Source organism: Streptomyces echinoruber (assembly GCF_014651135.1).
Lineage (GTDB): Bacteria > Actinomycetota > Actinomycetes > Streptomycetales > Streptomycetaceae > Streptomyces > Streptomyces echinoruber.
This window is the reverse complement of record NZ_BMWH01000019.1, coordinates 122,550-143,243: the sequence shown is the minus strand read 5'-3', so window position 1 is coordinate 143,243 and position 20,694 is coordinate 122,550. Positions and strand designations below refer to the sequence as shown.

Below are 20,694 nucleotides of genomic sequence, written 5' to 3'. Positions count from 1 at the left end.
GCGCACTCGCACGCGCATCCGCGATGCCCGCACACCCGCACACTCCCGGAGGGAACCGACCGTGGACCAGTCCGAGGCCATCCTGTCCAAACTGTGGGAACGCAACTACGACCCGCTGACCACCGAGATCATCGGCCGCCTGCCGCTGCGCCCCGACGCCCGCTGCCTCGACATCGGCGCCGGCGCGGGATCCATGGCGTACTGGCTCGCCGAGCGTGTCCCGGAGGGCTCCGTGCTCGCCGTGGACGTGGACACCGACCTGCTGGACGCCTCCCGCAGCCCGCGTCTGACGGTGTGTCAAGCAGACGTCGAGCAGGAGGATTTCGCTCCCGGATCCTTCGACCTGATCCTCGCCCGGGGTGTGCTGTCGGTGCTGCGCTCTCCCGACGAGCTGCTGGAGCGCGCCGTGCGCTGGCTGGCCCCGGGCGGCCGGCTGGTGGTGGAGGACTTCTACTTCCTGCCCGCCGAGGACGCGGCCACCCCGGTGGGACGCGCGGTCGTCGAGGCGTACCTGAAGGCCTTCCGCCTGCGCGGTGCCGACATGCGGTTCGCCCGGCGGCTGCCCGCCCGGCTGGCGCAGCTCGGACTGTCCGGGGTCGACCTGCACCTGCGGCCGCTCGGCCCCGGGCAGGGCGAGTACGAGAACGAACTCATGCGCCGCCGCCTGGAGTTGCAGGGGCAGCCGCTCGTCGACAACGGCTGGGTGAGCGCGGAACAGCTCGCCGAGTTCCTCACCGGCCTGGACCGGCCCGAGTTCCGGGACGTCACGACGCTGCTGTTCTCGGTGTGGGGGCAGCGCCCCGCGGAGTGACCCGACCGCCACCGCTTGACTTCAACTTAGGTTGAACTTTTACGGTGGCAAGCACAGAGCGCGACACGTCCCCGTCGGCAAGGACAAGGAGAGGTAGCAGGTGCGCCCCGACCCGTCAGTGAAGGAACACGGCCGCCGAGGCGGTCCCGGCCGGGCCACCGTCCTGGTGCTCGCCGGCACGCTCACGATCATGGCCGGAGCCGTGGTGTCCCCCGCGATACCCGGCATCCGCGCCGCGTTCGCCGACACGGCCGACGTCGACCTGCTGGCCAGGATGATCACCAGCGCCCACGCGCTGGCGATCGTGCTGTTCTCGCCGTTCGCGGGCGCCCTGTCCGAGCGCATCGGCCGCAAGCGCGCCCTGGTGACGGGCATGTTCACCTTCGCCCTGGGCGGCAGTTCCGGCTTCTACCTGCCCGACCTGGTCAGCATCCTGGCCGGCCGTGTCGTGCTCGGCATCGGCGTGTCCCTGATCATGACCAACAGCGTGACCATGATCGCGGACCTGTACGACGGGACCGAGCGCCGGCGGCTGCTCGGGCGGCAGACCGCCGCCGGCGCCTTCGGCGGCGTCCTGCTGCTGGTCGGCGGCGGCGCGCTGGCCGGGCTGGGCTGGCGCACCGTCTTCCTCGTCTACCTGCTCGGCGCGGCCCTCGCCGCGCTCGCGCTGACCAGGCTGCCGGAGACCCGGCCGGCGGCCGAGGACGCCCGGCGGGCCGCCGGGCGTTCCGCGCCGGGCGCCCGGCGCGGCCTGCCCGCGGGGGTGGCGGCGGCGCTGACCGCGATGTTCCTGGGCCAGGTCGCCTTCTACTCGGTGCCGGTGCAGGTCCCGTTCCTGGTCGAGGACCACTTCCACGCCGGCTCGGTGGCCTCCGGTGCCGTGATCGCGGTGCAGACGCTCACCACGGGCCTGGTGTCGCTGCGCTTCGCCGCCATCCGGCGCCTGGCCGGGGAGTACGGCCTGGTGTCCGCGGCCTTCGCCGGAATCGCCGTCGGCTATCTGGTGCTCTCCCTGGCCCCGCACGTCGCCGTACTGGCGCTGGGAACGCTGGTGATGGGCATGGGCCTGGGCGTGCTGATGCCGACCCTGAACGGCTGGGTGGTCAACGAGGCGCCGCCCGAGGCGCGCAGCCGGTACACCGGCTTTTTGACCACCGCGCTCTTCCTCGGCCAGTTCCTGGCCCCGATCGTCACCCAGCCCCTGGTCCGGGGCCTGGGCATCCAGCCGATGTTCCTGGTCGTCGCGGCCGGCGCCCTGCTGGTCGCCGCGGGGTACCTCGCCGGCGGCCGACGGTGGACGGTCCGGGCCGACCGGGCGGCCACCGCGCACGGGCCGGACGAGGAGCGGGGCGTACGGGGCGGTGCGCCGGCGACGGCCGGCTCCGCCGAGGAGCACGACCGACACGACCGACGCGACCGACACGACCGGCACGAGCAGCACGACCGGCACGACGACCGGCACGACGACCGGCAGGAGGTGGGCGAGCGGCACGCAGAGCACTCGGGGCACGCGGAGCACCGGCGGGCACCGGCCGACGGACCCCACCGCGCGGCGGGCCGGGCCGGGTGACGGGAACACCGGGCATCCCGCCCGGGCCGCCCGCGGACCCTTCACCCACCGACGTCCCCCCACCGGAGGCGACCATGGCAGCGCACTCCCCCACGCGGCGGGTCGAGTTCGTCCTCGACCTCGTCTGCGTCCACTCCTACCTGGCCTTCACCCGCTTCGAGCGCGCGGCGCGGCGGCGGCGGGCCGCGGGCGACCGGATCGAGGTGGTCTTCCGCCCCTTCCAGGTCGCTCCCGACGCCCCCGCCGAGGGCGAGCCGCTGCCCGAACGCCACCGGCGCGACTTCGGCGCCGAGGCCGAGCGGATGACGCAGCACATGGCGGCCGTCGGCGCCCGCGAGGGCCTCCGGCTCGACTTCGCCCGCGCGGTGTTCGTCAACACCCTCCCCGCCCACCGCCTGCTGGCCGCCGCCGGCCGCCAGGGACGGGCGGAGCAGATGGCGGAGCGCCTGTTCCGCGCCTACTTCGCCGAGGGCGCCCACCTCGGCGACGCCGCCACGCTGGACCGGCTCGCCGCGGAGACCGGCGTGCGGCGCGGCGGCCCCGAGGAGCCCGGCGAACGGGACCTCGCGGCGGAACTCGCCAAGGTCCGCGCCGAGGGCGTGCGCCAGGTTCCGCTGCTGCGCCTCGACACCGGGACCACCCTCTCCGGCGCGCAGCCGGAGGAGGTCTACGACCGGGCGCTGTCCGGACAGCCCGTCGGCTGACCCGCCTTCGCCCGCACCACCGACCCACGTCACCAGCAACAGAAGGAGAAAGATGTCCACGTCCCCTCTGCGCCTCGCCGTGATCTGCGCCAGCGTCCGGGAGGGCAGGTTCGGCCCGACGGTCGCGCGGTGGTTCGCCGACCAGGCCCGCCAGCGCGGCGACGTCGAGGTCGACTACATCGACCTCGCCGACCACCCCCTGCCGTCGGCCCCGTCCCAGTCGCCCGACAACGAGACCTCCGCCGTCCTCGCGCGGCTGACGCCCCGGCTGGAGAACGCGGACGCCTTCGTCGTGGTGACGCCGGAGTACAACCACAGCTACCCCGCGTCGCTGAAGGCCCTGATCGACTGGCACTACACCCAGTGGCGGGCCAAGCCCGTCGGCCTGGTCTCGTACGGCGGCCTGGCCGGCGGTCTGCGCGCGGCCGAGCACCTGCGGCCGGTCTTCGCCGAGCTGCACGCGGTCACCGTCCGCGAGCAGGTGAGTTTCCACAACGCCTGGGAGAGCTTCGCGGAGGACGGCACCCTGAAGGACCCGGAGGGCCCCGTCGCCGCCGCGAAGACCCTGCTGGACCAGCTCGCCTGGTGGGGCGAGGCGCTGCGCGAGGCCCGGCAGAAGCGTCCGTACGGCCAGTGACCCGTGTGCGGGGCGGGGATGACCCGTGTGCGGGGCGGGGAGCCGCCCCCGCCCCGCACCGTCCTTTCACGCCGCCATGCTCACACCCCGCCCCAGGCGGAATCCGACCCCTCGCACGGTGAGGATCCAGCCGCTGTCGCCGAGCTTGTTCCGCAGACTGTTGACATGGGTGTCGATCGTCCGTCCCGTGGCCGCGGAGCTCTTGCGCCACACCCGGGCCATGAGTTCCCGCCGGCTGAAGACCGTGCCGGGCCGGGAGGCGAGCGTGTGCAGCAGGTCGAACTCCTTGCGGGTCAGGGAGAGCGGCTTCCCGGAGAGGTACGCCTCACGGCGGGCGCCGTCGATCCGCAGCGGGCCGTGCACGATGCAGCTGGTGCGCGCCGCCGGGTGGGCCCGGCGCAGCACCGCCTCCACCCGGGCGACCAACTCCTGCACTCCATAGGGCTTGTTGAGGCAGTCGTCGCATCCGGACTTCAGGCACAGCACGCGTTCCAGCTCGGTGGTGCGCTCCGTGACGGCGATGATCGGCGTGTCGGACGCGGCGCGGATGTCCGCACAGACCTGAAGACCGTCGACGTCCGGCAGCCCGAGGTCGAGTAACACCAGGTCGGCCTGGTGGTGCTGTTCCAATGCCGCCGCGCCGGTCCCCACGCTCCAGGCGTCGTACCCGCTCTGTCTCAGCACGCGGACGACGGACCGTGCGCAGGCGGCGTCATGGTCCACTACGAGCACCCGCATTACTCGCCCTTTCTCTGCCCGACTGGCATGTCTCGCTGTCCGACTGACGGTGGCCATCGATGTTGTCCGGCAGCGCCACTGATCTGCCCGGCACGTCTCGGCGCCCGGTCGGCGGCGCGGGGTCAGGACGCGCCGACCGGACCGTGAGCGAACAGGGCGGACACTGGGCCCGCGCCGACCCCTTCCCCCGTCGACCTGGCGGTGAAGCCCGTCGCCTCTCCGCGCGGTGCGCTCCGGGCCGACTGAACAGTCGTGCGGGAGTCGACGGTCCAGCCTAAAAACTTTGCGCCAGACACTGTCAATGAAGCAGTGGCCAATTCCCTTCGCCCACCCGCCCGTTGCACACAGCGAAGGGCGCTGTACCGGACGTGGGCGCTGGTCGCGGCGGGTGGCCCGTGCTCACCGGCGGCCTGTTGCCACGTGTCATATGCCCAATGTCACAGATCAGCTGACGGCGTTTCAGCGCCCGTGCGGGCGCGTCCCCCTCCCGGGGCCCCGCCGACGGAAAGAGGGTGGGGTATATCACAACTCCCTATCGAAAGCGTTGCAGTTAAACCTTCACACCGGGCACACATGTTCGCTAGGTTGACGGGCAGCCGCTCGACCGCCTCCGCGGCGGACTCGGCAGGCGTGTACGGAAGGAGAGCGTCTGTCCATGGCGCCGGAGCGAAACCCGGGGCTCGCAGGCACCGAGCCGAGCAGCGAAGAGGTCAGGCAGCGGGTCAACAGCCTGTACGACCGGGCCGAGTCGGCCACCGGCACCTACAACGCCACCCGCGCCATGAACGCGGCGAGCCGCACCCGCACCCGCGGCGGCTCCGACGGCGGACGCCGGGACGCCGACCCCGTGCTGGACGCCATCGCCCAGAAGTGGTTCGACCGGGCGCGGGCGTCGCTGGGTCCGACGGTCCCCGCGATGCTGCCCGCCGACCGGAAGCCGCAACGGGCGGCGGCCACCGCTCCGGCCCGGCCCGAGAAGCGGCCCGGGATTGAGCCGCCGGCTCCCGCGGAACTGCCGTCCGCCCGGCCCGTCCGGGAGCTGACCGCGGCCGCGGCCGCCGCTCCGGCGGAGCCGGCCGGCGGCCCCGCCCTCGCCCTGCCGCCGGCCTCCCCGTCGCCGGGGATTCCGCAGATCCCGCAGACTCCGCCGACCGCGGCGCCCGCCGCACCGGCCGCCTGGCAGCCGTCCGCGCCGGACGGCGCACCCGCGTCACCGGCCGTCCCCGACGCGCTCGCAACGGGATCGGTGCCGGTCCCGGATCCGGTTCCAGTTCCGACTCCGGCTCCGGCTCTCCAGCAGGAACACCCGATCTGGTCGGCACCCGTCGCACCACCACCCGCTCCGGTCCCGCCGGCGGCCCCGGACCTTCTCGCTCCGGCCCCGATCCCGGCCCCCCGGCAGGAGATGCCCACGACCTCCTGGGCGGTGTCCGCGCCGACCGGCCCGGACGCCCTCGCCCCAGCCCCGATCCCGGCCCTTCGGCAGGAAAGCCCGGCGGCCGCTGTCTGGCCGGCGGCCCCGGACGCCCTCGGCTCCTCGGCTCCGTTGCGGACCACCGCCCCGGAGCCCCTCGCCGCCACCTCGGGGTCCTGGCCGGCGGTCACCGATCCGACGGTCACCGGCCTGTCGGTCCCCGATCAGCCGGTCCCCGATCCGTTCCTCACCGGGCCGTCCACCGCCCAGGTGAGCACCGGCGCACCGGCGTCGCCCCCGCTCGGGTCCATGCGCTCCGCCGCCGGCCGGCGCGGGCCGGCCCCGTCGCGGGCCACCAGGGAGGCGAACCGGCAAAAGCTCATGGCGGCAGCGGAGTTGCTGGCGGCCCGGCGGGCCACGACCGCACCGACCGCCGTCCCCGTACCCGCACCGCCTCCCACCGCCGTACCGGCTTCCGCCGCCGTGCCCGCGCCGGCGCCCGTGCCCGGCGCCGCGGCGTGGGGCGGGCGGGCCGCGCAGGCGGTGGCGTTCGCGCGGGCGCAGGTCGGCAAGCCCTGCGTGCAGGGGGCGACGGGACCGGAGTCGTACGACCGTGCGAGCCTCACGCAGGCCGCCTGGCGGGCCGCGGGTGTCGACCTGCCGCGGGCCGCCCGGGACCAGGCCCGCGCGGGCATGCCGGTGCCGCTCACCGAACTGCTCCCCGGCGACCTGGTGTTCCTCCACGGCGACGCCGACCACGTCGGCCTGTACACCGGCGACGGCCTGATGGTCCACGCGCCGGCCCCCGGCGCCGTCATCCGCGAGGAGTCGCTCCCGCAGCCCGCCGAGACGGCCGTACGGGAGGCGGTGCGCCCCGCCTGAGCCCCGGACGCGGTGCGGTGGCCCGGGCCTGCGCCGGGCGGGGGACGGCGGCCGGCCGCGCGTTAGGCGCCCGGCGGCGTGGGCACCCGGAGGGCCGTGGCGGGCACGCGTGGCCCGCCGTCTTCGGCATGGAGGTGTGAAGGACATGGGTCACGGTGGAAACGTCATCGACGAGCTGGTGACCGATCACCGGGAGGTCGAGGAGCTCTTCGGGCGGATCGAGTCGCTGCCGCCCGGCGCCAAGGACCGCAAGACGTACGCCGACCAGGTCACGATGGAGCTGGTGCGGCACTCGGTGGCGGAGGAGGCCTACCTGTACCCGGCCGTGCGCGAGCACGTCCGGGGCGGCGACGCCATCGCCGACAAGGAGCTCGAGGACCACGCCAAGGCCGAGCAGATCATGAAGGACCTGGAGCGCTGCGAGGCGGACGACCCCGAGTTCGACCGGCTCATGGGCATGCTGATGAGCGAGATCCGCATGCACGTCGCCGACGAGGAGGAGAACCTCTTCCCCGCGCTGCGCGCCGCGTGCCCCCCGGAGGCCCTCGACCGGCTGGGCGACAAGGTGCGGCAGGCCAAGAAGACGGCCCCGACCCGCCCGCACCCGGCCGCCCCGGACAAGCCGCCGATGAACAAGCTGCTGGCCCCGGGCGCCGGCCTGGTCGACCGGGTGCGCGACGCGCTGACGGGCCGCGGCAAGCAGGGCTGACGCGAGCGGACCACGCTCCGGCCCCCGGGGCGGTACGCACCGCGCGGCTCCGCTCCCGGATCGGGCGGCCACCGCGCGGTGCCCGCCCCCGCCCGGGTCAGGCGGTCAGGGCCTGACCCGGGCCCAGTACGTCCAGCAACTGGTCGCGGTGGAGGTCGGCGACGGGGGCGAGGAGATCGGGGTGACGCAGCAGGGCTGCGGCACGGCGGTCTCGCTCGTCGGGCGACAGCAGGCGCCGGAACTCCATGGGCGTGCCCCGGACGTGGTCGCCGCCGGCCACCGCGGCCACCGCCAGGCCCGCCAGGTCGCGGTCGGTGAGCAGGCAGGCCGCCCAGCTGGCGACGACCTCGTCCACCCAGGTCCGCCAGGCGTGCTCGGGGTCGTCGTCGGCCGTGTCGGCGGTGTCGGCGCCGGTGAGCCAGTCGAGGCGGGCGGAGCCGCCGGGCCCGGCCATGCCGACCAGCGCGGCGTCCATGGCGGTGGGGTAGCGCAGCCAGGCCGCGACCGTGACGGCCTGCCGGGCCTGCACCTCGCACAGCACGGAGGCGAGTGCGCCGCCGCAGGACGGGTAGGCGTGCGTCAGCCACTGGGCCGTCGCCGCGATCAGCGGGGAGAGGTCTGCGAGCACTGCGGAGCCGTCCGAGCTACATACAGGGAAAAACGGGCTGAACAAAACGGTAGCCCTCGGCTCAGGCGACCGGACATGCCTCCGGCCGCCTCGTCGGCGTGTCTTCGACCACATCCGGCCACCCGGCCACCCCACCGACCGCGTCGGCCATGCCGACCGCGCCGACCACGCCGCCGACCTCTCCGGCCGCGCCGCGCGCCCACGCCCGGCCGCCCTGGCAGGTGCTGGCGGGGCACCCCATTCCCGGAGCACCCCGCCCGCGGCCCGGCCACCGTCCGGATGCCCCCGCGCGGCCCACCGCGGGTGTCGTGTCAGCGCCGTGTCCCCCGCTCCCCCCGCTTCTCCCGCTCCCGCCGCAGCCGTCGGCCCACGATCCACAGGTCGAAGGCGGCCGTCAGGGCGAGGGCCCCGCACAGGGCGGCCAGCACCGTCAACGCGTCCCGGCCGGGTGAGTCGCCGGGGCCGGAGTTCGCGGCCCACACGCCCAGCAGGACGGCCGCGACCGTGAACAGCGGCAGGAACACGGCGGCCAGCACCCGCCGCAGGCCGAGGGCGCTCTGCGCGGTCCAGGGCTCGGTCCCGGTGCGCGGGAAGCGGCTGCCGATCACTCCCGAGCGTGCTCGTGCGGCCTCCCGCTCGGCGCGCTGCGCGCGGAGGGGATCGTCATGACGGTCGTCTGCCACGGTCGCGGCCTCCTCAGCGCTCGCCTCCGCCCCGGCCGGGGCGGAGTCCGGATCGTTCGGATGGGCCAGGTCGTCCGGAGTGCCGGTGCCGGCGGTGTCGTCCGGCGCCGGCGGCACCACCAGGGCCGGGCGCACACCGCTGCCGCCGGGGGTGGCGTGCGTGTCCCCGGCCCGCGGCGAGCGCGCGGCACACGGTCCCGGTCGGCGGGTGCGCCGGGCGGGGCGCGGTGGCGGGTCACCGGCGCGGCGCCGGGGCCCGTTCCGGCGCCGGGCGGGTCGCGTGTCCGGCGGCGTCGGCGCGGCCGCCACCGCGCCGGGCGGCGGCACGGCGTCACGCGTCCGCCGGATCATCGGCCACCTCCGGAACCCCGCGGGGCACACCCGCTGTCCGTCGCGTAGCCCGGACGGGCGCCGTCAAACCGGCCGGCGGCCTCTTCGGCCGGCCGGTACACGCCAGGCCGGTTCCGGTGTGCTCACTTCCCCTTCCCGCCGGCCCCGTTCCGTGTCGGCCTCGGCCGGCGTGCGCGGCACGTCCTCGTCGCTCCGCTGCTCGAAGTCCTCGTACCGGGACCGGGAGCCGACCGCCGTGAAGGGACGCGGCCGGTGCGGGCAGATCACCTCGTCGGCCTCGGCGCGCAACGACTCCCCCGCGCCCGGGGCACCGACCGGCACGGCCCGGCCGGCACGGCCGGGCCGTGCCCCGGAGGTCCGCGCCTCAGGACGCGGCGCGCAGCGGCCGGGGTTCGGGCGTGTCCTCCCAGCCGGGTTCCACCGGCAGCAGCCGGGCCCCGGCCAGGAGGTTGTCGACCGTCTCCGCCATCTCCCCCAGCCGGTGCTCGAGCTTCGCGAGCTGGCCGGGGGTGGTGCGGGTGGCCACCGAGGGCGGCATCAGCAGGCTGCAGCAGTCCTCGTCGGCCAGCTTGGAGATCTCGGCGGTGCCCAGCCGGGCCGCCTCCGCCATGATCTCCTCCTTGTCCCAGGCCAGCAGCGGCCGCAGCAGCGGCAGCGTCGCCGCCTCCTCGACCGTGGCCAGGTTGGCCAGGGTCTGGCTGGAGACCTGGCCCAGGCTGTCGCCGGTGATCAGCGCCTCGGCGCCGTGCCGGCGGGCGAGCTCGGAGGCCGTGCGCATCATCAGCCGCCGCTGCGCCACCACCTGCAGCGACCCGGCACCGGCCGTGGCCAGCGCCTTCTGCGCCTTGCCCAGGGGGATCAGCCACAGCCGCGCCCCGCCCTCGAACCGGGCCAGCCGCCGGGCCAGCGCGTACGCCTTGTACGCCGACGACGGTCCGGTCAGCGGCGCCCCGGTGAAGTGCACGAAGTCGACGCTCAGCCCGCGGCGCATGGCGCGGTGGGCGGCCACCGGGGAGTCGTAGCCGCCGGAGAGCAGGGCGAGCGCGCGGCCGCTGCAGCCGACGGGCAGTCCGCCCAGGCCCTTGATGCGCTCGGCGGTGACGAAGATCTCCCGCTGGTCGACCTCGACGGTGATCTCCACCTCGGGACGGGTCAGGTCCACCGGCCAGCCGAGTTCGGTGTACACGGCGGCTCCGACGTGGGCGCCGAGCTGCTCGGAGGTGAGCGGGAAGTCCTTGCTGCGGCGGCGCGGGCGGACGGCGAAGCCGGCGGGCACCCGGTCGGGAACGGCGGCGCGGGCCAGGTCGAGGGCCGCTGCGGCGGCGTCCTCGGGGGTCTTGTCGACCCGCAGCCCGGGTTGCACCACGCTGACGCCGATGATCTCGCGTGCGCGGGCGACGACCGCGGCCTGCAGCGGGTCCCCCAGCGGCCCCGCCTGCGCCTCCAGGTCCGGGCGCTCGGGCAGGGTGAGCACGAGCACGCCCCGCCGGCGTCGGATGCGCACCGGTCCGCCCACGCCCTCCATGGCCCGGCGCACGTTGTGCACCAGCCGGTCCTCGAAGCGGTGCTTGTTCCGTCCCTTCAGCGCCAGTTCCCCGTACTTCAGCAGTACGCACGGCTGCCGCATGCAAGCCCCCTTCCTTCTCTGCCCTGGCTCTGCGGCGACGGCGGTCGTCCCACCCGGCCGCGCGCGCTGCCGCAGGGATACGGTCCGCGCCCGCGTGGGGCGCCGCGGCACCGGTCGCGTGCCCGGTGGCCGCCGCATCCCAGTGTCGCGCGTTCCGCCCCGTACCGGGTCCCCCTCGTCGTCTCCCTCGCCCGCACGCGGGGACCGGCATGCGTATGTCCCGCCCGGACGCCGCGCACACCGGAACGTGACCGATCACACGCGCCGGGGTGATTGCCGCCGGCCCGGGGCGGGAACCCGCCCGTACTGTGCTCGAACGACAGCGGCGGACCCCGCGCAGAGTCCTGGTGACCGGCTGGTTCGGCTTCCTGCACGGGGAGGCGACCGCCGGGGACGTGCTGGCGCTGGAGCGGGTGCGGGACGTGCTGCGCCGGGCGGGCGTCGACCACGACGTGGCCTTCAGCCCCGGTTTCCGCCCCGAGGGGCCGCACCTGGACGACGTACGGCCCGAGGACTACACGCACCTGGTGTTCGTGTGCGGCCCGCTGCACGGGAAACAGGTGGAGGAGCTGCACCGGCGGTTCGCGCACTGCGTGCGGATCGCCGTGGGCACCTCCGTCGTCGATCCGGCCGGTCCGGCCGTGACCGGCTTCCACCGGGTGCTGGCCCGCGACGCGCCCGACCTGGAGCCGGGCCGGGACCTCGCGGCCCGCGCCCCCGCGCTGCCCGCACGCCCGGTCGTCGGCGTGATCCTCACCCACGGCCAGCAGGAGTACGGCGCCCGGCGGCGGCACGAGCGGGTCGCCGGGGCCGTGACCGGCTGGCTCGCCGGGAAGGACTGCGCGCGGCTGGAACTGGACACCCGGCTGGACAGCCGCGACTGGCGGCTGTGCGCGACGCCCGCGCAACTGGAGTCGGTGCTGACCCGCCTGGACCTGGTCGTCACCGACCGGCTGCACGGGCTGGTGCTGGCGCTGCGGGCGGGCGTGCCGGCGCTGGCGGTCGACCCGGTGGCGGGCGGCGCGAAGGTGACCGCGCAGGCCCGCGCCTGCGACTGGCCCGCCCTGGTCCCCGCGGACGAGCTGGGCGGGCGGGCCCTGGACCGCTGGTGGCACTGGTGCCTGACGTCGGGACGGGTGACGGCGCGGCAGATCGCCGCCGAGTTCCGGGAGGGCGTGGTGCGGGACGGCGCGGACGCGCTCGCAGAGGCACTGGAGAAGGCCGGGACACGCGCCACCGGTTAGTTCTCCCGGGTGACCGGGCACCAGGGTGACAGCCCCGTGGGTCCGAGGAGGAACAGTGTCGACCAGCCGGCTCCCCCATCACGAACAGCGCATTCTGGACGAACTGGAGCGTGAGCTGCGCCGTGACCGGCGCCTGAACCGGCGGCTGCGCACGCTGGGGCGGCGCAGGCGGCTCGATCCGGCGCGGATCCTCCACTACGACCCGCGGCCCCTGACGGTGGCGTTCCTGCTCACCGTGTCCGTCGCCCTGATGGCGGCCGGCGCGGCCACCTCCGAGCCGGGCGTGATCTGGGCGTTCGCCGGGGTGTGGCCGCCGGCGCTGTTCTCGGTGTTCCGGCTGCTGTGCCGGTGGACCGAACGGCGCTGAACGTTTGCCCCGCCGTTCCCGGGGGACCCGCCCGCCCCAGGAGGTGACCGCCATGCCCGAGCCCGGAAGCAAGAAGTACGACACCCGGCGCGCGCGGTCGCGCAAGGACACCGAGCGCGAGGGCGTCACCGACCAGGACGCCGACCGGAAGGCCAACGAGACCCTGCAGAGCGACGAGTCCGTCGGCCCCACGTGGCGCAGCGGCGGTCCGCGCACCGAGCGCGGCCGCGGTCCGAAGGGCGAACGCCCCGGCAGCCACGACTGACGCACGGTCGCGTCGTCAGGGGGCCGTCGCAGGGGAGGGTGGGCGCCCCGGCCCGCCGGCAGCAGCCGCGTGCTGCGCACGGCGGGGCGGGGCGCCTGTGCGTTCACCGCGTGCTGCGTTCACCATGCGCTGCGTTCACCGCGTGCTGCGTTCGCCATGCGCTGCGTTCACCACGCGCGGGACGCGCAGCACGCGGGCGTGCGTTCGGCGCGGGCGCGTCGCGCCCCCGGCCGGGCTCAGCCCGTGTACGCGGCGCGGCGCGTCCCCGGCCGGGCTCAGCCCGTATACGCGGCGCGTCGCGCCCCCGGCCGGGCTCAGCCCGTATACGCGGCGCGGCGCGTCCCCGGCCGGGCTCAGCCCGTATACGCGGCGCGTCGCGCCCCCGGCCGGGCTCAGCCCGTATACGCGGCGCGTCGCGCCCCCGGCCGGGCTCAGCCCGTGTACGCGGCGCGGCGCGTCCCCGGCCGGGCTCAGCCCGTATACGCGGCGCGGCGCGCCCCCGGCCGGGCTCAGCCCGTGTACGCGGCGCGGCGCGTCCCCGGCCGGGCTCAGCCCGTATACGCGGCGCGGCGCGTCCCCGGCCGGGCTCAGCCCGTGTACTTGCGCGCCCTCGAGTGCCGCTGGCTCTCCTCCAGCACCCGCAGCCGCCGCTCGACGCGCTCGGGCAGCACCCGGCGTTCCCGCAGCAGCCAGGGCAGGGCGGTGGCGGCCTCGGCGAAGGCACGCAGGGAGGCGGTGTCGCGCGGGACGGTGCGGGCCAGGTGCAGGGTGCGGCGCAGCGCGGGCCCGGCCGGGCGGCGCAGCCACGTGAACCACAGGGTGTTGCGGATGCCGTGCCGCCGCCGCAGCGTGGAGTCCCTTGCCTCGGAGGGATGGTGATGGATCGTCAGGTGGTCGGCGTACACCAGCCACCAGCCGTCCGCCGCCAGGTCCACGGCGAGCAGCTCCTCCTCGCCGCCGAGCCACAGCCGGGGGTGGAAGCCGCCGGCGGCGCGGAAGGCGTCGGTGCGCAGCACGGTGGCGGCGGCGAGGAAGGAGCCGAGGGCCGGGCCGGGCAGCCAGTCGGGGCCGGGGACGGGCGAGTGGCGCAGCTCCTCGACGATGGGATCCTCGGTGCCGTCGGGCTCGACGACGATCCGGGCCGTGACCGCGCCCAGGGCCGGGTGCTTGTCGAGCAGGTCGGCGGCCCCGGCGAGGGAGCCCGGCGCCCACCAGGAGTCGTCGTCGCAGAAGGCGACGTAGGGAGTGCGCACCCGGCGCACGGCCAGGTTGCGGCCCACGGCGCCGAGGTTGCGGCCGGGGCGCAGCAGCCGCACCTCGGGGTGGTGGCGGGCGACCGCGGCGGCGGTGCCGTCGGTGGAGCCGTTGTCGGTGACGATCACCTCGGGCCGCTCCGGCAGTTCGGCGAGCCGGTCGAGGGTGCGCAGCAGCTCGTGGCGCCGGTTGTGGGTGATGATCACGACGGTGGTGCGGTCGTCGCCGGGCGGAGTGCGGTCGTGCGAGGCGTGGTCGTGCGGGACGCGGTCGTGTGGGGTGCTGTCGTGCGGGGTGTGGTCGTGCGGGGCGGTCATGCCGGGCCCTTCGTGGTCTTCTGCAGCAGACGGGCGGAGCGCTCCACGTGCGGAGGCAGGGGGCGGCGGGCACGCAGCGCGGCGGGCAGCCGGGCCAGCGCCTCGCGCAACGCGCGGCGGGCCGCGGGGTCGTGGCGGGCCTCGGCGGCCAGCTCCCGGGTGCGGGCGAGCGCGTACGGCAGCGGCCGGCGCAGCCACGCCGTCAGCACCTCGTTGCGGCGTACGGCGACGGGGCGGCCGGCCCGCGGGCCGGGGGCCGGGTGGTGGTGGGCGATGACCTCGGGACAGTGGGCGACGCCCCAGCCGCGGGCGGCGAGGTCGTAGGCGAGGAGGGTCTCCTCGGCGCCGAAGAACAGCAGCGGATGGTAGCCGCCGGCGTCCAGGTAGGCGGTGCGGCGGGCGACGGCGGCGCAGCCGAGGAAACCGAGGACCTGCACACCGGGCAGGTCGGCGGCCGGGCCGAGCGGGGAGGCGGCGAGCACGTCGTTGAGCGGGTCGGGCCGCTCCTCGGGGCCCACCAGCGTGCGGGCGGAGAGCAGGCCGAGCCGCGGGTGGGCGTCGAACAGCTTGGCCGCCGTCTCCAGGGCGCCCGGCGCCCACCAGGAGTCGTCGTCGCTGAAGGCCACGTAGGGCGTGCCGAGGGCGCGGACGCCGTGGGTGCGGGCCGGGGCACCGTGGTTGGCGGGCAGCGCGACCACGCGCACCTGCGGGAAGTCGCGGGCGAGCAGGGCGCGGGTGTCGTCGGCGGAGGCGTTGTCCACCACCACGACGGGCGGCCGCTCCGGCAGCGCGAGCAGGTGGCGCAGGGTCGCCGCGAGGTTCGCGGAGCGGTTGCGGGTGGCGATGACGACGCCGACGGGTGCGTGGGTCATGGGATCAGCAGGCGTGGACGGCACAGGGGGCGGGTGCGGGCAGGGCGTCGAGCGCCTCCAGCACTTCTCCGGTGGTGATCCGCAGCAGCCCCGGGTCGGGCCGCCGGCCGTGCGGGTCGCCGTCCGGGCCGCCGTGCCACAGGGCGCGGTGGCGCGGGTGCGCGGGCGGGCCCCAGCGGCTCGGCGGGACCGGGCCGAACAGCGTCACGGACGGGGTGGCGTGGGCCACGGCGAGGTGGGCGATGCCGGTGTCGCCGCTGACCACGGCCCGTGCCTCGGCGACCAGGGCCGACAGCACCGGCAGCGGCAGCCCGCCGGCGAAGACGTCGGTGTCCGGCAGCCCGGCCCGCCGGGCGACCGCGGCCACCAGGTCGTCCTCCCCCGGCCCGCCGGTGGCCACCACCCGCTGCCCGCGCTCGCGCAGGACGCGCGCGACGGCCGCGTACCGCTCCACCGGCCAGCAGCGCGACGGCGCCATGGCACCGGGGTGCACCACGACCGCGCCGGGCGCCGGGGACGGCACCCGCGGCCGGGGCAGCAGCAGGTCGCCGGGGTCGGCGGGGATGCCGTAGGACTCCAGCAGGCGGCACCAGCGGTCGCGTTCGTGCTCCTCGGCGCGCCACTCAGGGCCTTCCAGCTCCGGCATGTCCGGGTGGGCGAAGGCCAGCAGCCGCCTCGGGCGCAGGCCGAGCAGGAGCCGGTGGCTGGGCGGGCCGTTGCCGTGCAGGTCGACGGCGACGTCCGGGGGCGGGCCGGACCAGTCGAGGCGGCGGGGCACGGCGCGGCCGGGCGCGGAGGCGGGCAGCAGCCGGTCGACGGCGCCGGACGCCTCGGCGAGCGGGGCGAGCGCGGCGGGCGCGGCCAGCACCAGCTCGTGCGCCGGGAAGGCGCGGCGCAGGGCGCGCAGCGCCGGCACGCCGGCCAGCAGGTCGCCGAGGCCGAGGGCGCGCAGCACCAGCACGCGCGCAGCGGCGCCGGACCCGCCGGCGCGGCACGGCCCGCTGCTCTGCTGCAGTCCGCCCGTCCGTTGCGGCTCGCTCATCTGCTGCGGCCCGCTCGACTGTGGTGATCCACTCGTCCGCCGCGGCACGCTCGCCCGTTGCGGGCCGTTCATCCGGTGCCTCCCGACGCCGCCCGCGCCATCAGCGCCGTCGAGGAGCGGCCGTCGAGGTAGGGCAGCAGGACGGCCTGCCCGCCCCACTCCTCCAGCAGGGCCGCCTCGGGCAGCTCGGCGCCCGCGTAGTCGCCGCCCTTGACCCACACGTCGGGCCGCAGCTCGGCCAGCAGCCGTTCGGGGGTGTCCTCGTCGAAGACGGCCACGGCGTCGACGCAGGCCAGGGCGCGCAGCACCCGCACGCGGTCGGCGAGCGGGTTGACGGGGCGGCCCTCGCCCTTGCGGCGCCGTACGGAGGGGTCTGAGTTGACGCACACCACCAGGCAGTCCCCGATCCGCCGGGCGGCCTGCAGCAGGCCGACGTGCCCGGCGTGCAGCAGGTCGAAGCAGCCGCCCGCGGCGACGACCGTACCGCCGGTGGCGCGGACCCGGGCGACCAGCTCGAAGGGGTCGACGGCGTCGTCGGGCGCGCGCGGCGTGTCGCCGCCGCGCGGCCCCTCCCCCGCGCCGACCGCACCCTCCGCGCCGTGTGCGCCGTGTGCGCCGTGTGCGTCGTGTGCGCCGTGCGCGCCGTGTGCGTCGTGCGCCGTGCGCCCGGGTGCCGAGGCGAGCGCCCCGGCGCCGCCCGCGCCGACGAAGGCGGTCGCCGCGGTGACGGCGCCCGCCACGGCCTCCTCCACCAGCGCGCCGTCGGCGAGCAGTCCGGCCGCGGTGGCGGCGAAGCGGTCGCCGGCACCGCAGGAGTCGCCGCCGTGGCCGGCGGGGGCGGGCACGAGCAGGGGGTGGTCGCCGTACGACAGCAGGGCACCGCGGGAGCCGAGGGTGACCGCGACGGCAGCGGCCCGCCAGTGCCGCACGAGCGCGGCGGCCTCGCGGGCGGCCTCGCGCAGGTCGGTGCCGCGCCCGCCCGGCCGGCCGCCGTCGCCGTCCCCGGCCACGGCGGCCGCGAAGGCGCGGGCCTCGGCGCGGGCCGGGGAGACCAGGCGGGTGCCGGGGACGGGGTGACCGCCGCGCGGGTGCGGGTCCCAGACGAGGGGGCGGCGGCGGGTGAGGACGTCGCGCAGGGCGTCGGCGGCGCCGCGGCCGTAGTCGGAGACGAGGACGGCCGCGGCGGAGCGCACCGCCTCGCGGGCCTTGGCGGTGGCCTCGCGGGCGCGGCCGGTGCCGCGGTCCAGGCGCAGCACCGGGTGGCCCTGGGCCAGGACGCGGGTCTTCTCCGGCAGCGGGCCGGTCACCGGCAGCGCGATCACCTCGACGGCGGGTTCCAGCAGCCGGCGCAGGGCGCGGGCTGCGGGGTCGTCGCCGAGGCCGGTGACCAGGGTGACGTCGCGGCCGTCGCGGGCGGCGAGGTATGCGGCGAGCGCGGCGCCGCCCGGGCGCAGCCGTTCGTCGCAGTCGGCGACGACGGGGACGGGCGCGTCGGGGGCCAGCCGGTCGGCGCGGCCCGTCAGGTCGCGGTCGAGCAGGGCGTCGCCGACGACCACGAGGGGTGCCTTCTTCGGCATGCTCACCTCCCGGTACCGTCCAGCCTCTTCCCGTCCGCCTGCCGCACGCGCTGTTTGCCGCCGCGCCGCTGCCCGTCGAGCCGGCGCAGCCGCTGCTGCCGCTCCACGGCGGCGTCGAAGGCCTCGCAGATCATGTGGACGGCGACCAGGTGGAGTTCCTGCACGGTGGCCGTGGTCGGCGCGGCGACGCTCAGCGCCTCGTCGCTGCCGGCGCTGAGCGGGTTGGGCGCGGGGCCGGTGAGGGCCCACACCCGCAGGCCGGCGGCGCGGCCGGCGTCCGCCGCGGACAGCAGGTTGGCGCTGGCGCCGCTGGTGGACAGCAGCATCAGCACGTCGCCGGGGCGGCCGTGGGCGCGGACCTGGCGGGCGAACACCTCGTCGACGCCGTAGTCGTTGGCGATCGCCGTGGTGGAGGAGGTGTCGGCGTGCAGGGCGATCGCCGAGAACGGCGGGCGGTCGTCGCGGTAGCGGCCGACCAGTTCGGCGGTGAGGTGCTGGGCCTGGGCCGCGCTGCCGCCGTTGCCGGCGGCGAGCAGCCGTCCGCCGCCGCCAAGGACGGCGGCCAGGCGTTCGCCCCAGCGCTGGGTGATGTGCGCGCGGGCGCGGAACTCGCCGAGGGCGGCGAGGAGTTCGTCGCAGTGCTCGGTGACGGGCTGGATCTCGACGCTCATCACGCCACCTCCGAGGGGACTTCGCGGCCCACGAGGGCCTGGCGGTAGACCTGTTCGGCGCCGTCCGCGACGCGCTGCCAGGTGAAGCGGTTCAGGACCCGGGTGCGGCCGGCCCGGCCGTAGCGGCGGCGCTGCCGGTCCGCGGCGAGGAGTTCGCGCACGGCGGCGGCGACCGCCTCCGGGTCGCCCGGGGTGACGAGGCGGCCGGTGGCGTGGTCGGCGACGGTGTCGCGGTGGCCGCCGACGTCGGTGGCGACGACGGGCACGCCGCACGCCATGGCCTCCAGCGGCACGATGCCGAAGGGTTCGTAGACGGGGGTGCACAGCACCAGGTCGGCGCTGCCCATCAGGGCGGGCATGCGGCCGGGGTCGACCGCGCCGAGCAGCCGGACCCGGTCGGCGACGCCCTCGGTCCCGGCGAGCTCCAGCAGCCGCCGCGCCTCGGGGTCGGCGGGCAGGCCGTCGGCCGGGGGGCCGCCGGCGACGAGGAGTTCCGCGCCGGGCACCCGGGCCAGGGCGCGGATGGCGAGGTCGTAGCCCTTGCGGGGGACGAGGCGGCCGCAGGCCAGCAGCCGGTGCGGCCGGGTGCGCTCCGGGATGCCGGGGGCGGTGGCGCCGGGGCGGAAGTGGCCGGCGTCCACGCCGCACGGCACGACCGACACCTGCCGGGCGGGGATGCCCATGGCGGCCAGTTCGTGGACCTCGTCGGTGCAGGTGGCCAGGACCCGGTCGCAGGTGCGGCCGATCTGCCGTTCGATGCCGATGCGTTCGGGCGGGCTGGTGTCGGCGTCTTTCTGGTGGCGCCGCTTGACGGTGCCCAGGGCGTGGAAGGTCTGCACCAGCGGGATGCCGTGCGGGGAGGCGCCGAGCTGGGAGGCCATGCCGGACATCCAGAAGTGGGCGTGCACCACGTCGGGCCGTTCCCGGGCCCAGGCGCGGGCCAGGTGGGCGCCGAAGGCGGGCATGTGCGCGAACAGCGCGTCCTTCGGGATCTGTTCGGGCGGCCCGGCCGGCACGTGCTCGACGACGGCGCCGCCGGGCAGCGGCACGCGGTCGGGCAGGTCGGGGGAGTCGCGCCGGGTGTAGACGGTGACGTCGTGCCCGCGCCGGGCCAGTTCCTCGGTGAGGCGGGCCACGTACACGTTCTGCCCGCCGGCGTCGACACCGCCGAGCGCGGCGAGCGGGCTGGCGTGCTCGGACACCATGGCGATCCTCATCGGGTCACCTCCTTCAGCAGCCGCTCCCAGTCGTCCAGGAAGCGGGACAGCCCGTAGCGGGCGAGCGCCGCCGCTCGTGCCCCCTCGCCGACCGCGCGGGCGTGCAGCGGGTCGGCGACGAAGTCCCGCACGGCATCGGTCAGTACGTCGATCCGGTTGGACACCACGCCGGCGCCCTCGGGTACCGCCTCGGTGACCTCGGTGGTGGCGAGGGCGACCACGGGCATGCCGAGGTGCATCGCCTCCAGCAGGGACAGGCCGAGGGAGGTCCAGCGGACCGGGTGGACGTACACGCGGCGCCGTGCCATCGCCGCGTGCAGGTCCCGCTGCGCCAGCTCCTGCGAGCGGCAGCGGCCGGGCGGGATGCCGAGGTGGCCGGCCAGCCCCTCGGTCTTCATGCCGAAGACGTCGAGCGGGGCGGCGTCGGCGAACACCGGCAGCAGGTCCGTGCCCGTGGTGCGGCCGCGCCGCACCGGCTCGTTGACGACCACGGCGGCGTGCGGGACCTCCCCGGTCCACAGCGGGCCGGGGTCCACGATGCCGTGCTCGATGACGGTGGTGGGGGCCGGGCCGTTGTCCCACATCAGCCGGTTGAAGTGGGTGACGTGGCACAGTGTCACACCGGGCAGGCCGGCGGCCGGGTGCCGGGTGTCGGGCACGTCGCCGTGGGGGGCGTTGTGCTCCAGGTACACGGCCGGCACGTCGCGCCCCGGGCGGCGGCCCAGCCACCGCTCGGCCAGGCTGGCCTCGTGGGGCCGCTGCAGGATCACGACGTCGACGTCGGCCTCCCGCAGCCGCTCGGGGGGCAGTTCGACCACGCTGTCCGGCCAGTCGAAGGTGCGGGCGCGGCCCAGGCCGTCGGGTCCGCGGTCGGGGGTGACCGGGACGAGATAGGTGTGCGGACCCTGCACGAAGGCGGTCGTCCAGGAGCCGTGCACGTGCCAGATCAGGATCCTCACTCCTGCCTCACCTTCCCACCGGTCGTCTTCTCGCCCGCCCTGCGCTCCTCGGTCGCCCTCTCACCCGTCGCGCGCTCCCCGGTCGTCCTCTCGCCCGCCCTGTGCTCCCCGGTCGTCTTCGCACCCTTCGCGCGTTCCTCGGTCCTCTTCGCGCC

Annotated in this window: 20 protein-coding genes; 9 read left to right on the top strand and 11 right to left on the bottom strand. The window is 76.4% G+C overall.

The features are described 5' to 3' along the window. Window positions 1-61 precede the first annotated feature (61 nt). The 4 genes from IE225_RS21550 to IE225_RS21535 all read left to right on the top strand — a co-directional run bounded on the left by IE225_RS21550 (window position 62) and on the right by IE225_RS21535 (window position 3,722). Entirely contained in the window at window positions 62-811 is a 750-nt protein-coding gene (locus tag IE225_RS21550) for a class I SAM-dependent methyltransferase (protein ID WP_190059228.1), read from the top strand. Window positions 812-911: 100 nt separating this feature from the next. Then, window positions 912-2,381 (top strand): MFS transporter, encoded by a 1,470-nt coding sequence (locus tag IE225_RS21545; protein ID WP_190059227.1) that lies wholly within the window; start codon window positions 912-914, stop codon window positions 2,379-2,381. A 74-nt stretch (window positions 2,382-2,455) separates the two neighbouring features. Beyond that, complete coding sequence (locus tag IE225_RS21540; RefSeq protein ID WP_190059226.1) at window positions 2,456-3,085, top strand: DsbA family oxidoreductase; 630 nt, start codon at window positions 2,456-2,458, stop codon at window positions 3,083-3,085. 52 nt (window positions 3,086-3,137) lie between these two features. Further along, entirely contained in the window at window positions 3,138-3,722 is a 585-nt protein-coding gene (locus tag IE225_RS21535) for an NADPH-dependent FMN reductase (protein WP_190059225.1), read from the top strand. Window positions 3,723-3,788: 66 nt separating this feature from the next. Here the strand turns inward: IE225_RS21535 and IE225_RS21530 are convergent, their stop codons facing one another. After that, a complete protein-coding gene (locus IE225_RS21530) occupies window positions 3,789-4,406 on the bottom strand; it encodes a response regulator transcription factor (protein ID WP_229879869.1) in 618 nt (205 codons plus the stop codon). A 709-nt stretch (window positions 4,407-5,115) separates the two neighbouring features. On the opposite strand from IE225_RS21530, the gene IE225_RS33350 reads away from it, so the two are divergent. Together IE225_RS33350 and IE225_RS21520 are read left to right on the top strand one after the other, a co-directional pair. Then, window positions 5,116-6,756 carry a C40 family peptidase gene (locus IE225_RS33350; RefSeq protein ID WP_229879866.1) on the top strand — a complete coding sequence of 547 codons (1,641 nt, stop codon included), beginning with the start codon at window positions 5,116-5,118 and terminating at the stop codon, window positions 6,754-6,756. 145 nt (window positions 6,757-6,901) lie between these two features. Continuing rightward, the gene (locus tag IE225_RS21520; protein WP_190059223.1) at window positions 6,902-7,465 is read left to right on the top strand and encodes a hemerythrin domain-containing protein; all 564 of its coding nucleotides are present in this window, start codon (window positions 6,902-6,904) and stop codon (window positions 7,463-7,465) included. 97 nt (window positions 7,466-7,562) lie between these two features. Here the strand turns inward: IE225_RS21520 and IE225_RS21515 are convergent, their stop codons facing one another. From IE225_RS21515 to thiI, 3 genes are all read right to left on the bottom strand, one after another. Continuing rightward, entirely contained in the window at window positions 7,563-8,093 is a 531-nt protein-coding gene (locus IE225_RS21515; protein ID WP_190059222.1) for a hypothetical protein, read from the bottom strand. Window positions 8,094-8,404: 311 nt separating this feature from the next. Further along, a complete protein-coding gene (locus IE225_RS21510; RefSeq protein WP_308432533.1) occupies window positions 8,405-8,776 on the bottom strand; it encodes a hypothetical protein in 372 nt (123 codons plus the stop codon). A 715-nt stretch (window positions 8,777-9,491) separates the two neighbouring features. Further along, window positions 9,492-10,754 (bottom strand): tRNA uracil 4-sulfurtransferase ThiI, encoded by a 1,263-nt coding sequence (gene thiI / locus IE225_RS21505; RefSeq protein WP_190059221.1) that lies wholly within the window; start codon window positions 10,752-10,754, stop codon window positions 9,492-9,494. Window positions 10,755-11,062: 308 nt separating this feature from the next. On the opposite strand from thiI, the gene IE225_RS21500 reads away from it, so the two are divergent. Genes IE225_RS21500 through IE225_RS21490 form a run of 3 tightly spaced genes read left to right on the top strand, consistent with a single transcriptional unit; the run spans window position 11,063 to window position 12,630 of the window. Next, window positions 11,063-11,998 carry a polysaccharide pyruvyl transferase family protein gene (locus IE225_RS21500; protein WP_190059220.1) on the top strand — a complete coding sequence of 312 codons (936 nt, stop codon included), beginning with the start codon at window positions 11,063-11,065 and terminating at the stop codon, window positions 11,996-11,998. Window positions 11,999-12,053: 55 nt separating this feature from the next. Beyond that, entirely contained in the window at window positions 12,054-12,365 is a 312-nt protein-coding gene (locus IE225_RS21495) for a DUF3040 domain-containing protein (RefSeq protein ID WP_190059219.1), read from the top strand. A 52-nt stretch (window positions 12,366-12,417) separates the two neighbouring features. Further along, window positions 12,418-12,630, top strand: coding sequence for a hypothetical protein (locus IE225_RS21490; RefSeq protein ID WP_190059218.1), 213 nt, complete (start codon window positions 12,418-12,420; stop codon window positions 12,628-12,630). A gap of 587 nt (window positions 12,631-13,217) precedes the next feature. Here the strand turns inward: IE225_RS21490 and IE225_RS21485 are convergent. The 7 genes from IE225_RS21485 to IE225_RS21455 all read right to left on the bottom strand — a co-directional run bounded on the left by IE225_RS21485 (window position 13,218) and on the right by IE225_RS21455 (window position 20,539). Continuing rightward, a complete protein-coding gene (locus tag IE225_RS21485) occupies window positions 13,218-14,201 on the bottom strand; it encodes a glycosyltransferase family 2 protein (RefSeq protein WP_190059217.1) in 984 nt (327 codons plus the stop codon). Further along, window positions 14,198-15,073 carry a glycosyltransferase family 2 protein gene (locus tag IE225_RS21480; protein ID WP_190059216.1) on the bottom strand — a complete coding sequence of 292 codons (876 nt, stop codon included), beginning with the start codon at window positions 15,071-15,073 and terminating at the stop codon, window positions 14,198-14,200. The genes IE225_RS21485 and IE225_RS21480 overlap by 4 nt, the downstream gene beginning before the upstream one ends. Before the next feature lie 4 nt (window positions 15,074-15,077). Further along, window positions 15,078-16,115 (bottom strand): glycosyltransferase family 9 protein, encoded by a 1,038-nt coding sequence (locus IE225_RS21475; protein WP_190059215.1) that lies wholly within the window; start codon window positions 16,113-16,115, stop codon window positions 15,078-15,080. A 68-nt stretch (window positions 16,116-16,183) separates the two neighbouring features. Then, the gene (gene rfaE2 / locus IE225_RS21470; protein ID WP_190059214.1) at window positions 16,184-17,692 is read right to left on the bottom strand and encodes a D-glycero-beta-D-manno-heptose 1-phosphate adenylyltransferase; all 1,509 of its coding nucleotides are present in this window, start codon (window positions 17,690-17,692) and stop codon (window positions 16,184-16,186) included. Window positions 17,693-17,694: 2 nt separating this feature from the next. Next, window positions 17,695-18,363: a D-sedoheptulose-7-phosphate isomerase gene (locus IE225_RS21465; protein ID WP_190059213.1), complete on the bottom strand. Its 669-nt coding sequence runs from the start codon at window positions 18,361-18,363 to the stop codon at window positions 17,695-17,697. Continuing rightward, window positions 18,363-19,580 carry a glycosyltransferase gene (locus tag IE225_RS21460; RefSeq protein WP_190059212.1) on the bottom strand — a complete coding sequence of 406 codons (1,218 nt, stop codon included), beginning with the start codon at window positions 19,578-19,580 and terminating at the stop codon, window positions 18,363-18,365. Before IE225_RS21460 ends, IE225_RS21465 begins: the two co-directional genes overlap by 1 nt. Beyond that, window positions 19,577-20,539 carry a glycosyltransferase gene (locus IE225_RS21455; RefSeq protein ID WP_190059211.1) on the bottom strand — a complete coding sequence of 321 codons (963 nt, stop codon included), beginning with the start codon at window positions 20,537-20,539 and terminating at the stop codon, window positions 19,577-19,579. The genes IE225_RS21460 and IE225_RS21455 overlap by 4 nt, the downstream gene beginning before the upstream one ends. Window positions 20,540-20,694 lie beyond the last annotated feature (155 nt).

Excerpts from the sequence above, each read along its gene's own strand:
- IE225_RS21520 (WP_190059223.1), top strand. The coding sequence starts at position 6,902 with ATGGGTCACGGTGGAAACGTCATCGACGAGCTGGTGACCGATCACCGG.
- IE225_RS21465 (WP_190059213.1), bottom strand. The coding sequence starts at position 18,363 with ATGAGCGTCGAGATCCAGCCCGTCACCGAGCACTGCGACGAACTCCTC.
- IE225_RS21460 (WP_190059212.1), bottom strand. The coding sequence starts at position 19,580 with ATGAGGATCGCCATGGTGTCCGAGCACGCCAGCCCGCTCGCCGCGCTC.
- IE225_RS21475 (WP_190059215.1), bottom strand. The coding sequence starts at position 16,115 with ATGAGCGAGCCGCAACGGACGGGCGGACTGCAGCAGAGCAGCGGGCCG.
- IE225_RS21535 (WP_190059225.1), top strand. The coding sequence starts at position 3,138 with ATGTCCACGTCCCCTCTGCGCCTCGCCGTGATCTGCGCCAGCGTCCGG.
- IE225_RS21485 (WP_190059217.1), bottom strand. The coding sequence starts at position 14,201 with ATGACCGCCCCGCACGACCACACCCCGCACGACAGCACCCCACACGAC.
- IE225_RS21540 (WP_190059226.1), top strand. The coding sequence starts at position 2,456 with ATGGCAGCGCACTCCCCCACGCGGCGGGTCGAGTTCGTCCTCGACCTC.
- thiI (WP_190059221.1), bottom strand. The coding sequence starts at position 10,754 with ATGCGGCAGCCGTGCGTACTGCTGAAGTACGGGGAACTGGCGCTGAAG.
- IE225_RS21490 (WP_190059218.1), top strand. The coding sequence starts at position 12,418 with ATGCCCGAGCCCGGAAGCAAGAAGTACGACACCCGGCGCGCGCGGTCG.
- rfaE2 (WP_190059214.1), bottom strand. The coding sequence starts at position 17,692 with ATGCCGAAGAAGGCACCCCTCGTGGTCGTCGGCGACGCCCTGCTCGAC.
- IE225_RS33350 (WP_229879866.1), top strand. The coding sequence starts at position 5,116 with ATGGCGCCGGAGCGAAACCCGGGGCTCGCAGGCACCGAGCCGAGCAGC.
- IE225_RS21480 (WP_190059216.1), bottom strand. The coding sequence starts at position 15,073 with ATGACCCACGCACCCGTCGGCGTCGTCATCGCCACCCGCAACCGCTCC.